At 35.1% G+C, this 11,817-nt stretch carries 14 protein-coding genes; 10 read left to right on the top strand and 4 right to left on the bottom strand.

Annotated features, from left to right (window positions below):
* Positions 1 to 60 precede the first annotated feature (60 nt).
* The 5 genes from BST93_RS05225 to dnaG all read left to right on the top strand — a co-directional run bounded on the left by BST93_RS05225 (position 61) and on the right by dnaG (position 5,582).
* Entirely contained in the window at positions 61 to 621 is a 561-nt protein-coding gene (locus tag BST93_RS05225; protein WP_308736856.1) for an RNA polymerase sigma factor, read from the top strand.
* Positions 611 to 1,387 carry a hypothetical protein gene (locus BST93_RS05230; RefSeq protein ID WP_105018340.1) on the top strand — a complete coding sequence of 259 codons (777 nt, stop codon included), beginning with the start codon at positions 611 to 613 and terminating at the stop codon, positions 1,385 to 1,387. The genes BST93_RS05225 and BST93_RS05230 overlap by 11 nt, the downstream gene beginning before the upstream one ends.
* A gap of 38 nt (positions 1,388 to 1,425) precedes the next feature.
* Positions 1,426 to 2,511 (top strand): hypothetical protein, encoded by a 1,086-nt coding sequence (locus tag BST93_RS05235; RefSeq protein ID WP_105018341.1) that lies wholly within the window; start codon positions 1,426 to 1,428, stop codon positions 2,509 to 2,511.
* Between the two features lie 124 nt (positions 2,512 to 2,635).
* The gene (locus BST93_RS05240) at positions 2,636 to 3,403 is read left to right on the top strand and encodes a hypothetical protein (RefSeq protein WP_105018342.1); all 768 of its coding nucleotides are present in this window, start codon (positions 2,636 to 2,638) and stop codon (positions 3,401 to 3,403) included.
* Between the two features lie 196 nt (positions 3,404 to 3,599).
* Positions 3,600 to 5,582 carry a DNA primase gene (gene dnaG, locus BST93_RS05245; protein WP_105018343.1) on the top strand — a complete coding sequence of 661 codons (1,983 nt, stop codon included), beginning with the start codon at positions 3,600 to 3,602 and terminating at the stop codon, positions 5,580 to 5,582.
* On the opposite strand, the gene BST93_RS05250 is transcribed toward dnaG, so the two are convergent.
* Both BST93_RS05250 and nadE read right to left on the bottom strand, forming a co-directional pair.
* A complete protein-coding gene (locus tag BST93_RS05250; RefSeq protein ID WP_105018344.1) occupies positions 5,579 to 6,202 on the bottom strand; it encodes a response regulator in 624 nt (207 codons plus the stop codon). The two genes, dnaG and BST93_RS05250, sit on opposite strands and share 4 nt — an antisense overlap.
* Before the next feature lie 101 nt (positions 6,203 to 6,303).
* Complete coding sequence (nadE, locus tag BST93_RS05255) at positions 6,304 to 7,095, bottom strand: NAD(+) synthase (RefSeq protein WP_105018345.1); 792 nt, start codon at positions 7,093 to 7,095, stop codon at positions 6,304 to 6,306.
* Between the two features lie 54 nt (positions 7,096 to 7,149).
* On the opposite strand from nadE, the gene gldB reads away from it, so the two are divergent.
* Genes gldB through BST93_RS05270 form a run of 3 tightly spaced genes read left to right on the top strand, consistent with a single transcriptional unit; the run spans position 7,150 to position 8,715 of the window.
* Positions 7,150 to 8,127 carry a gliding motility lipoprotein GldB gene (gene gldB / locus BST93_RS05260; protein ID WP_105018572.1) on the top strand — a complete coding sequence of 326 codons (978 nt, stop codon included), beginning with the start codon at positions 7,150 to 7,152 and terminating at the stop codon, positions 8,125 to 8,127.
* Between the two features lie 2 nt (positions 8,128 to 8,129).
* Complete coding sequence (gene gldC, locus BST93_RS05265; RefSeq protein WP_042279927.1) at positions 8,130 to 8,465, top strand: gliding motility protein GldC; 336 nt, start codon at positions 8,130 to 8,132, stop codon at positions 8,463 to 8,465.
* 31 nt (positions 8,466 to 8,496) lie between these two features.
* Entirely contained in the window at positions 8,497 to 8,715 is a 219-nt protein-coding gene (locus BST93_RS05270; RefSeq protein ID WP_105018346.1) for a DUF3820 family protein, read from the top strand.
* Between the two features lie 31 nt (positions 8,716 to 8,746).
* Here BST93_RS05270 and yihA read toward each other — a convergent pair whose 3' ends face one another.
* Both yihA and BST93_RS05280 read right to left on the bottom strand, forming a co-directional pair.
* Positions 8,747 to 9,346, bottom strand: coding sequence for a ribosome biogenesis GTP-binding protein YihA/YsxC (gene yihA / locus BST93_RS05275; protein WP_042279923.1), 600 nt, complete (start codon positions 9,344 to 9,346; stop codon positions 8,747 to 8,749).
* A gap of 47 nt (positions 9,347 to 9,393) precedes the next feature.
* On the bottom strand, positions 9,394 to 10,158 hold the full coding sequence (locus BST93_RS05280; RefSeq protein ID WP_042279921.1) for an alpha/beta fold hydrolase: 765 nt from the start codon (positions 10,156 to 10,158) through the stop codon (positions 9,394 to 9,396).
* A gap of 298 nt (positions 10,159 to 10,456) precedes the next feature.
* Between BST93_RS05280 and mraZ the strand changes: the two genes are divergently transcribed.
* On the top strand, positions 10,457 to 10,924 hold the full coding sequence (gene mraZ / locus BST93_RS05285) for a division/cell wall cluster transcriptional repressor MraZ (RefSeq protein ID WP_060524998.1): 468 nt from the start codon (positions 10,457 to 10,459) through the stop codon (positions 10,922 to 10,924).
* Positions 10,902 to 11,816 (top strand): 16S rRNA (cytosine(1402)-N(4))-methyltransferase RsmH, encoded by a 915-nt coding sequence (gene rsmH, locus BST93_RS05290; RefSeq protein WP_105018347.1) that lies wholly within the window; start codon positions 10,902 to 10,904, stop codon positions 11,814 to 11,816. The genes mraZ and rsmH overlap by 23 nt, the downstream gene beginning before the upstream one ends.
* The last annotated feature ends 1 nt before the right edge of the window (position 11,817 follow it).

Here is an 11,817-nt window from a genome sequence, read left to right on the forward strand (position 1 = left end):
TCAGACAACCCTTTGAAAAAAGTCTCGTCTATGTTAATAGAAAGTCTGTAAATTGTGAAGGTGATTTCCTTATATACAAACGAGAAAAAGCTTATTCAAAAAGCTGCTAAAAACGACCGCAAGGCGCAAAAGCAGATTTTTGATAAACATGCGCCTAGAATGTTAAGTGTTTGTAGACAATATATTTCGCCAGTAGAAACAGCAGAAGAAATCATGTTAAATGGTTTTTTTAAAGCTTTTAAGAACATTAAAAAGTACAATCACAATGGGAGTTTTGAAGGATGGTTACGTCGCATTATGGTAAACTCTTGCCTGGATCACTTGCGCAAGAAGAATCCTTTCAAGTTTGCTGCATCGATTGATGAAGTTAAAGATGAAACGGATGATGATGGAATGGATGATTGTAATCTAGAAATGCATGTATTGCAATCGGTCATCGATGCTTTACCTATAGGTTATAAAAGTGTGTTCTTAATGCATGTAGTCGATGGGTACAAACATCATGAGATAGCAGAAATACTGGATATAAGTGTAAATACTAGTAAGACGCAATTACGCAAAGCCAAATTACAGCTTCAGCAAGAAATTATTAGTTTAAAAAGACAACAATATGAAGCTTGATTCATATAAAAATAAGTTTAACGATCGCGAGATCAATCCATCTACTCAAGCTTGGTCTAAGTTAGAGGAGCGATTGGATGCAAGTGATAAAAAGGCGATTCCGCTTTGGTACTGGATCGCAGGAGTTGCAGCAGTGCTGTTACTCGCTGTAACCATTGTAAAGTTTTCACCTGTTCAAAGTGATCAAGTTGAAAATATAGAGTGGTCTGTAACAGAGGATCAGTCTAATGAGCAGCCATTGATAAATAAGGATCTCTTTATTGAAGAAGAGATTGAGAGTGAAATGAGTTCATCTACTATGAATGAGGAATTGGTTAAAGCTAATCATAAAGATGAACCAGCTGGAATTAAGGAAGCGGTTTCAAAAGTTAAAATGCTTGATCCTAAATTTTCACAGCGAGATGAGGTTTTAGTAAGTGCTACAATTGATAACCAGCATAAGAAAGAGCAAGATGTGAATACTGTTGTGAAAGAACCAAAAATTAATGAACAACAAGTGTTGATTGCACAAGTCGACAATTCAAATAATAAAAAAGAATTATCAATTAAAACAGCCGATCAAGAAGTAGATGAACTACTAAGTGAATTGCTTAATGAGTCTGATATAAATAAAGAAGAAGCTGTTTATACTGTTAATCCAGAGAGCTTACTGAGAGAAGCAGAATGGGACATTCAAATTGAACAGGAAAATAAAATTCAAAACTGGATTGATAAAGGTTTTAATCAAGTTAAGAAAGAGGCAGTTGCCTTAGTTTCAAAGAAATAATTTTCATCAACATATAATTAATTTAAAATTTTCATGCTATGAGAACAGGATTACTATGGATAAGTTTTATCACTTACTTACTATGCACAGCAGCAGGATTTGCTCAGGAAAAAACTAATACCGTCGATAATTGGAAGTATCAAGATAGTTTGTCAAATGACAAACAATATCCTAAATACTACCAGAAAAAAATAGATGATTTAAATAGTTTACATCAATTATATGAATCAGAATTAAGAACAGAACTTAAGGAGTATGTAGAAAAAGTAAATAAAGATCTGGAAAAAGGTAAAATAAGTGCTGATAAAGCTCAGGAGTTGAAAAGGGAGCGAGCAGCTCAAGTAGCAGCACTTATCACTTCTCATAAAAAGCGTATTGAAGCAGAAAAAGATTTTGTAGTAACCGAAGCAGAAAAAGGTGGCTCGTTATCTATATCTACAAAAGGAGTCGAGATTTCTCTTAATGGAGAAAATCTACAAAGAGAAAAGAAAAAATTTATCAAAACTCAAAGAGGTTTTAGCCTGTCACTAGGATATAACTTTTTGAATGGTGATATTCTAGGAATCAATGATTTTAGTTATCCAAATAATAACTACATAGCATTTGGGCCTAGTTGGTTAACTCAATTAGATGAAAAAAATCATATAAGAATTAGATATGGTATAGAATATCAATCTCATGGACTAGAATTGAATGGTAATAGAATTTTTACACCAAATACAGACGATACAATGGTGGCTCCTATAGGATTTAGTGTTGAGAAAGCTAAGTTCAGACAAGACCAATTAATGGTTCCTGTTCATTTTGAGTTTGGAGGAACAGAAAAAAGAGAATACGAGGATGGTCGTGTGAGGTTTACAAGTGATAATAACTGGAAAGTAGGAATAGGAGGTTTTGCAGGTTTAAATTTAAGTTCTCGTTTAAAATTGAAGTATGAAGAAAATGGTAGAGATATAAAACAAACAACCATAAATGCTTTTGAAAATAATGTGTTCTTCTATGGACTAGATGCTTATATAGGAAAAGGTAATATTTCTTTCTTTGGAAGAATGAATTTAAATGATGTTTTTAAAAGCGGATCAGTGGACGGGCAATATGTATCCTTTGGAATTAGATTTATTTAGCCATAAATAACTTAAAGTATAAGCATCCTTATAAATCGATTATAAGGATGCTTATCAATTAAATTAGAGTTAAAATAAAGATTATACAGTGTTTAGGTATGTAACTTTATAAAAACCATATATTATGAAAAAACTATTATTAAGTTCTCTATTGCTTCTTCTGTTTACGGCAGTTCGAGCTCAAGATGATCAAGATGTAAAAAAAGCGCCTTTAGATTTTTTAGATTTGTTTGATTCAGAGAGAAGAGAGAAAGAAAATGTGCGCACTAATACTAATTTAGTTTGGGCTATAGGTTGGAATCAAGCACTAGGTGATGGTAACGGAATAGGTGATGACTATCGATTTTGGGGTAGTGGTGTTTTTGATATAGGACTTGAATTTAGTACTAGGTTGCAACCAAAAGATGATTTATTTAGGTTTAATTATGGTTTGGATTTAAGATTTCAATCTTTAAGAATCACTGATAATCGTCAGTTTGCAACCAACAACAATATTACGGATTTAGTTCCTGTAGGAATCGATACAGATCGTTCTAGATTTTATCAATTTAGTTTAGTAGCTCCTTTACATATTGAAATAGGACGTCGGGATTTAAAAACCTATAAAAATGGAATTAAAAGATACCACGATGAAGATGCCTTTGTCGTAGGGCTAGGTGGTTATTTAGGCTATACAACTACCTCGACTCAAGAGCTCAAGTTTGAAAGAGAAGGTAGAGATGTGACTACAACGGTCACCAATGACTTTGAAATAAATAACTTTAACTATGGACTTAGTATGTATGCAGGTTGGTACGATTTTCAAATTTTTGCTAGATATGGACTAAATGACATCTTAAAAGACTCACCGATTCAACAACAGTATTTTAGTTTCGGGTTTAGATTTAGGTAAATGAAGAATTATTAGAAAACTCGTCTAGAAATAGACGGGTTTTTGTTTTTAAGGACAAAATTGAAAGCAACTTGAACAGAAGGTTATGCATTGATCAACTGAACAAATACAAACTTTTTAGTCATATCCCATAGGATAGGTGTATAGAAACGTAACTTTGCAATTCGTTATTTTTATGCTTTAAATTTATTCGAAGTTGATTGCAAGAACCACAGTAGATGCCGTATTTGACACCGCTAGAGTAGAAGAGGTGATTGGAGATTTTGTACAACTTAAAAAATCAGGCTCCAATTATAAAGGATTAAGTCCATTTTCAGAGGAGCGCACACCTAGTTTTATGGTGTCGCCAGTTAAACAAATATGGAAAGATTTTAGTAGCGGTAAAGGTGGTAACGTGGTTACCTTTCTCATGGAGCATGAACACTTTACTTTTCCTGAAGCTATTAAATGGCTGGCCAAAAAATATGGAATTGAAATAGAAGAAACTCAACAAACTGATGAAGAAAAACAAGTTCAGGATGAAAAAGAATCCATGTTTCTTGTTTCAAAATTTGCGAGTGAATGGTTTGAAAAGCAACTTAAAACGGAAGATGGGCGTGCGATAGCATACAGTTATTTCAAAGAACGAGGTTTTACCGATGATACTATAAATTATTTTAAATTAGGCTACAATCCAGATGTTTGGAGTGCCTTTACCGATGCAGCTATTAAAGCAGGTTATAAACTTGAATTTTTAGAAAAAACCGGTTTGACCATAGTTAAGGAGTCGATTAACGGCGGTGAGCAAAAGAAATTTGATCGCTTTAAAGGTAGAGTCATGTTTCCTATACGCAGCATGTCTGGTCGCGTATTGGGATTTGGTGGTAGAATTCTAGTGAATGATAAAAAAGCTGCCAAGTATTTAAATTCTCCTCAAAGCCCTATCTACGATAAATCCAAAGTGCTTTATGGAATCTACGAGGCTAAACAAACCATTGCCAAAGAAGATGTTTGTTACCTGGTTGAAGGGTATACCGATGTAATTCAATTGTATCAAGCTGGTATTAAGAATGTAGTTTCTAGTTCAGGAACTGCACTTACTAAGGAGCAAATTAGATTAATACAGCGATTAACCAAAAATATTACGGTCTTATATGATGGCGATGCAGCTGGATTAAGGGCCGCAATAAGAGGAACAGATCTCATTCTTGAAGCTGGTATGAATGTGCGAGTATGCACTTTTCCAGAAGGAGAAGATCCGGACAGCTTCGCAAAAAAACATACTACTCAGGAAATTCAAGAGTTTTTAGATTCAAATGCCGTTGACTTTATAAGATTTAAATCTAACTTATTAAAAAAGGAAGCTGCAGGTGATCCTATAAAGAAGGCAGAAATGATTCGTGATATTGTTTCCAGCATAAGCAAAATTCCCGATGCGATATCTAGAGAAATTTATGTAAGAGAAAGTGCTGCAATTTTAGAAATTGGTGAAGATGTGTTATTCTCTTCTTTAGCACAAAATCGAAATGCAAGTGTTAAAGAAGAACGTAAAAAACAAATAAGAGAACAACAGCAACAAACACTTCAAAAAGTCTCTGATAAACAAAGTCCTAGTCTTTCAGTCAATAGAAGAGAGATATTAGAACAAGCTCTTATAAAAGCTTTACTACTATATGGTGATCGTACGGTGGTTTTTAACGATGAATATTTTCAAGAAAGTGAAGACGGTGAACTAGAAACTGAAAAAATCTCTGTTGAAAATGTGGTGTATGAAAAGGTATATATGGAGCTGCAGAGTGATGAAATGGAATTTTCAAATCCAGCGTTTAAACATCTTTATCCAAAACTAATTGATATTCTACTTTTAGAAGGTCGCATTGACGTTAATACCATTATGACCGAGTTGTCTGATGAAGAAGCTCAAATGGTAGCAGATCTTGTAATGGATGATGATAAGTACCAATTACATAAATGGGATGAACATCAAATTTTTGTAAAAACAAAAGAGGATACGATCGCGCCACACGTTCTTGATACCATACTTAATTTAAGAAGATTGATGATAGAAGAAAAAATCAAGGCGTTGTATAACTCCATCTCGCCAGACCCTACTTCCGATAACGCTTCAGCGCTTGAAGAGGTTATGGAATATAACAAGCTTCACAAGTATATAGGAAATCGTTTAAATCGTGTGATTTAATTAGCTAGTTGCATGATTCTAGCTTGATGAATAAGATCGGCAATGCTGGTTGCTTTAAGCTTTTTAAGCAAACGATTTTTGTAGGTACTCACTGTTTTCTCATTTATGTTAAGCTCCTTGGCAACATCCTTATTTCTAAGTCCTTTTGAAAGTAAATTTAAAACTTCAATTTCTCTTTTAGAAAGTTTTTTGAATTTCATTACTCCATTTTTTCTTCCACTGTTTAATGAAGTAAGAATCTCTTCAGATAAGTATTGCTCGCCTCTAGCAACCTTGGCGATTGCTTTTTTTATTTCCTTACTTGATTTTACCTTAGAGATATAACCATTGGCTCCTGCTTTAATAGCACTTGCAGCGTACATTTCCTCGGGATGACAACTTACCACAAGTACTTTAATGTTTGGAAATTGTGCTCTTAAATCTCGAACCTCTCCTATACCTTTACTTTCTGGCAAATCAATTTCTAACAGTACAATATCAGCTTTGGCAGCTTTTACGTTTTCTAATAAATCTTTTCCGCTTTCCGCCTTTCCTTTAACGGTGTATTCTTTAACGTCTTTCATTAAAGACTTTAGTCCACGTCTAAATACAGGATGGTGATCAGCTAAAAATACGTTCATTCTTTGTAAGTTTTCAGAGGTTTTACAAAGATAAAATGTTTACTCAGTATAAACTGTGATTTATTTGTGAGTATGCCCTTACGTAAATTTCTTGTAATCTGTTATTCAAGTAGTTCGTCGGGAATGACACACACTGGGATTGGATTCATCTTGTGTTGATTCCTACGATTAAAATCCAGATAAATTTGTAAGACTTCTTGCTCTCTTCCTGTAAAATCAGCGGTAGTTTTTCCTTCCTTAATTTGCTTCATTGCCCATTCCAGTTCATCATAACTAGCTCCTATTTGATCCTCATCAGTACGCTCTGCTCCATAAAGGCCATCACTAGGTGCGGCTTTCATGATACTTTCTGGAACATTTACATGTTTTCCTACGGCATAAACTTCGCTTTTAAGTAAATCGGCAATTGGACTCACGTCAACTCCACCATCACCATACTTGGTGTAAAATCCTACGCCAAAGTCTTCAACCTTGTTTCCTGTTCCTGCGACCAATAGTCCATTAACACCACCATGATAATACAAAGTGGTCATGCGTAATCGGGCTCTGGTATTTCCTCTCGTTAAATCTACAAGTGCACTATCCTCTATATCTGGCATTTGATTAATGAATGTATCAAAGACGGGTGTAAGATCACTACGCACATCACTTACATTAGAAAACCGATTCTTTAATTGCTCAATATGTTCCTGCGCTCTAGTAACGTGATCCATATGTTGATGAATAGGCATTTCTACACAAAGAACTTCTAGACCTGTCATGGCGCACAAGGTTGATGTGACTGCGCTATCAATGCCGCCACTCACTCCTACAACATACCCTTTAATTCCTGCATTAGTAGCATAATCCTTTAACCATTTTACTATGTGATCAGTCACTTTTTCTACATTCATAATCGTATTTTTGCGAGTCTAAAAATAATCAAATTGTTTCTCAGTTATAAGGGTATGAAATATCTATTTAAAATATTGGTAGTTCTCGCTTTCGCGAAAGCGTTATCCTCATGTAATTCTGAGTCGAAAATTGAGAAGGAAATTTCACAAATCCCGATAAATGTAGAGTTGAGGACTTTTCATAAAGAGTTTAAGAATGCCGATACTACGGATCTATCTCAATTAAAAGCAAAATATCCTTATCTATTTCCATCACATTTGCCAGACTCCATTTGGTATGAAAAAATGCAAGGTCGCGATACTATTTACTCAATACTTGAGGCAGAAGTGGAAAAAGCAAGTTTTGATTATAAGGAACTGAAGGAAGAGGTTGTTGATGTAATGAAACATGTGAAATATTATTTTCCAGAATATCAAGCTACGCCTATTACCACTATAATTTCTGAAGTAGACTACCGCATGCAAGTAGTTCCATTTCAAGAAGATTTACTTATTTCAATCGACACTTATCTAGGCAAGGATAACGAGTTGTATGCAGGGATGAACAGCTACCAAAGCCAACACTTTAATAAAGAAAATATAAAGGCCGATGTAGCCCACGCAATAGCAAAGTTGTTTGTTGAACCTGGTAACGATCGTCGTTTTTTAGAATCCATAATCTATCATGGTAAGTTGCATTACCTTCAAAGTTTATTTGCCCCAGACCAACCGGATCACCTGATTCTTAAATACTCTAAGGAGGAATATGAATTTACTAAGGAAAATGAATTAGAAGTATGGCGTTACTTTATAGATCAAAATTTGTTATATAGTACTAATCCTGAACTTCAATCTAGATTCATACAACCAGCACCATTTTCAAAATTTTATTTAGATATAGACTCGAGTACACCTGGTGGAATCGCTAGATATATAGGATATAAAATAGTAGCAAGTTACATGGAGAATAATGAGATTGATCCTAGTACACTTGTATCATTGCCAGCCGAAACCATATTTAATAATTCACAGTATAAACCTGTACAACAATAATTATGTCAAAGAATCACAGATCACAAATAAGAATAGGAATTGAACTGGATGAAAATAGAGTTCCAGAAAAAATAAGATGGAGCGCACCAGATGGTGGTGTTGATGCTGCCGATGCTAAAGCCATGATGGTAAGCATGTGGGATAGTGCACAGCAGGAGAGTTTTAGAATCGATTTGTGGACTAAAGATATGCCTGTAGATGAAATGCGTGTGTTTTTTCATCAAACACTAGTAAGTATGGCCGATACTTATCATCGTGCTACAAATGATGAAAAAATGCGCGATACCATGCTAGACTTTTGCGATTATTTTGCCGAAAAATTAAATCTTAAAAAATAAAAGCCTTTAATTTTTCAATAAAGAATTATTCTTGAATCCTGACAAAAAACAGCTTCTAGAGCTAGCGCATTATAAAATGCCATTTGGTAAATTCAAAGGCAGCTTTTTGAGTGATTTGCCAGAGGCTTACTTTGTTTGGTTCAAACGAAATGGTTGGCCACAAGGTAAGCTAGGTGTTTACATGCAATCAGTTTATGAGCTTAAAATAAACGGTCTAGAAATCATCCTAAAGCAGTTACGTAGCAAGTAAGAGTAGGCCACACAATTAAGAGTAAGTATTTTTATAGAGACTTATTTATTTCGTCGATGTATCCCAAAAGTTCTTCCTTACCAATACCTTTTGAGGCACTAGTTATAAAATAAGGAGGCATTTCTTCCCAAGTAGTTTGCAATAAGGCTTCTTTGTAATCATTGACCTGTTTTTCAATTGCCTTGGGTTTGAGTTTGTCTGCTTTGGTAAATACAATGGCAAATGGCACACCATTGCTACCTAGCCATTCCATGAATTCAGTATCTATAGGTTGTGGATCATGTCGAATATCTACCAGAACAAAGCCGCAAATAAGTTGCTTGCGCTGTTCAAAATATCGGGTAATGAATTTTTGAAATTTAGCCTTTTGAGTTTTAGAAACACGAGCATATCCGTAACCTGGTAAATCTACAAGGTACCATTCATTATTAATTAAAAAGTGATTTATAAGCTGTGTTTTCCCTGGTTTACCAGATGTTTTGGCAAGGTTCTTATGGTTGGTCAACATGTTAATTAATGAAGACTTACCTACATTAGACCTTCCAATAAAAGCGTATTCTGGAAAATGATTAGACGGGCATTTCTTCACATCTTGATTGGAAACAACAAACTTGGCACTGTTAATTTTCATAATGTAAAGCTAGGTATTAGTACTAGGATGATTAGTTCAAATAAAGGTTAGTAACCTCTATCTTTTAACCATTTATCCAGTATGGTATTAAATTCCTCTGGGTGTTCCATCATGGCAGCGTGGCCACATTTATCAATCCAAAATAAGTCACTATCTGGCAATTTTTCATGAAATTCATCTGCCACTTCAGGTGGTGTAACATTATCTTGTCTACCCCAAATGATACAAGTAGGAGTGTTCATTTTAGGTAAATCCTTGGCCATGTTATGTCTGATTGCACTTTTGGCAATGGCCAATGTTTTAATCAACTTATTACGATCATTTACCGTAGCAAAAACCTCGTCCACAATTTCCTTTGTAGCTACTGCAGGATCATAGAATACATCTTCACTTTTCTTCTTAATGTATTCGTAATCACCACGTTTAGGGTAGCTTTCGCCCATGGCGCTTTCATATAATCCAGAACTACCAGTTATTATAAGTGCTTTAACTACTTCTGGATATAATTTTGTGGTAACAAGACCTATGTGACCACCTAGAGAATTTCCTAGAAGAATGACTTCCTTCCATCCCATGTGGTCTATGAATTTCTTGATGAACTTGGCAAAAGTTCCTACGCTAGTTTTAATTAGCGGCATTGTATATAGTGGTAAAGAAGGAACTACAACTTGATAGCCTTCCTTTGGAAAATGATCGATAACACCTTCAAAATTACTTAAACCACCCATCAGACCATGAAGGATGATGATAGGTGTTCCTTCTCCTGCGCTGTAATATTCGAATTTTCCGTCCTTGATTGTCTTCCTCGTCATAAAAAACTGTCTGTCGCAAATATAACTTATAATCTTATAGTAAAAAGACAATTAAACAGCACAGCGATTTGAAGTGAAAAATGAATGGGATCTCCCACTTTTTTTATGAGGAATTCGCTTTCGCGAAAGCGCACTTCATAACACTCTATCATTAGCACTAAGTAGAATTTCAAATTGTTCATAAGTCCTCAAGTTATTCAAAAAAGAGCTTAGTTATCAACAATGTGGTAAAAAGTGGTAAAAAGTGGTAAAAAGATTTATATATTTGATTAGAATACCTCAAAATGAGGATGAACCATTGATAAATTTTATAGGGACATACGATTGTAAAGCCGACTCCAAAGGCCGTTTCATGATGCCAGCAGCTATCAAAAAGCAGCTTGCGCCTATCATGCAAGAAGGCTTTGTGATAAAGCGAGCTGTTTTTCAACCTTGTTTAGAGCTTTACCCTATGAAAGAATGGAATGAATTGATGGGTCGCATGAATAAGCTTAATCGTTTTAATAAAAAAAACAATGACTTTATACGTCGTTTTACGGCAGGAGTTAAAACGGTTGAGGTTGATTCTAACGGTCGTTTGTTAATACCGCGTGATTTGATTTCAGTAGCTGGGATTACAAAAGATGTAACCGTATCTAGTGCGATTAATATTATAGAAATATGGGATAAGCAAAAGTATGAGGAAGCAATAGATGATGCTACTGATGATTTTGCAGATCTCGCAGAAGAAGTAATGGGAAGTGATGCAGGAGAATCAATATCATAAATCAGTTCTATTAGAAGAATCAATAGATGGACTCAATATTAAGCCAGATGGTATTTATGTTGATGTCACGTTTGGTGGTGGTGGGCACTCACGCGAGATCTTGAAACGATTGGGTGATGACGGACGCTTGTATGCATTTGATCAGGATTCCGATGCTATTCAAAATGAAATAGATGACCCAAGATTTACTTTGATTCAGTCCAACTTTAGTTTTATGAAGCGTTTTTTAAAACTTCATGGTGTGTCGCAGGTAGATGGTGTTTTGGCAGATTTAGGAGTTAGTTCTCACCAGTTCGACGAGGCTGATCGTGGTTTTTCCATTCGATTTGACGCTCGTTTGGACATGCGAATGAATCAGGAGAGTGAAGTGGATGCTGTTCATGTAGTGAATCAATATGATGAGTCTGATTTGTTACGCATTTTTAAAGAGTACGGTGAATTGCGAATAGCTCCAAAATTAGTACGTAGAATAGTGCAAGAACGTGCCTTGCAACCTATAGAAACAGTAGGAGATTTAAAACGTATTTGTAAGCCGCTAGTACCGGCACGCATGGAAAACAAGTTGCTGGCTCAGGTTTTTCAGGCTATTAGAATAGAGGTTAATCGTGAGATGGAAGTGTTATATGATTTTTTGATTCAGGCAAAAGAGGTGTTGAAAATTGGAGGACGATTAAGTGTGATCTCTTACCATTCCTTAGAAGATAGACCGGTTAAAAGATTTATGCGTAATGGCTTGTTTGAAGGAGAGCCAGAAAAAGATGTTTTTGGTCGTGCCGAGGTACCATTTAAAAAAGTTGGAAAACTAATAGTGCCTACTGCTGCTCAAATAGAAGAAAATAATCGTGCACGTAGTGCAAAATTGCGTATTGCAGAAAAAATCGCAAACGTGTAGT

Origin of the sequence: Nonlabens tegetincola (genome assembly GCF_002954355.1) — a bacterium.
Lineage (GTDB): Bacteria > Bacteroidota > Bacteroidia > Flavobacteriales > Flavobacteriaceae > Nonlabens > Nonlabens tegetincola.

Coding starts and splice junctions, on each gene's coding strand:
- BST93_RS05230 (WP_105018340.1), top strand. CDS start 611: ATGAAGCTTGATTCATATAAAAATAAGTTTAACGATCGCGAGATCAAT.
- BST93_RS05235 (WP_105018341.1), top strand. CDS start 1,426: ATGAGAACAGGATTACTATGGATAAGTTTTATCACTTACTTACTATGC.
- BST93_RS05240 (WP_105018342.1), top strand. CDS start 2,636: ATGAAAAAACTATTATTAAGTTCTCTATTGCTTCTTCTGTTTACGGCA.
- BST93_RS05250 (WP_105018344.1), bottom strand. CDS start 6,202: ATGAACGTATTTTTAGCTGATCACCATCCTGTATTTAGACGTGGACTA.
- nadE (WP_105018345.1), bottom strand. CDS start 7,095: ATGAATGTAGAAAAAGTGACTGATCACATAGTAAAATGGTTAAAGGAT.
- gldB (WP_105018572.1), top strand. CDS start 7,150: ATGAAATATCTATTTAAAATATTGGTAGTTCTCGCTTTCGCGAAAGCG.
- gldC (WP_042279927.1), top strand. CDS start 8,130: ATGTCAAAGAATCACAGATCACAAATAAGAATAGGAATTGAACTGGAT.
- yihA (WP_042279923.1), bottom strand. CDS start 9,346: ATGAAAATTAACAGTGCCAAGTTTGTTGTTTCCAATCAAGATGTGAAG.
- BST93_RS05280 (WP_042279921.1), bottom strand. CDS start 10,158: ATGACGAGGAAGACAATCAAGGACGGAAAATTCGAATATTACAGCGCA.
- rsmH (WP_105018347.1), top strand. CDS start 10,902: ATGCAGGAGAATCAATATCATAAATCAGTTCTATTAGAAGAATCAATA.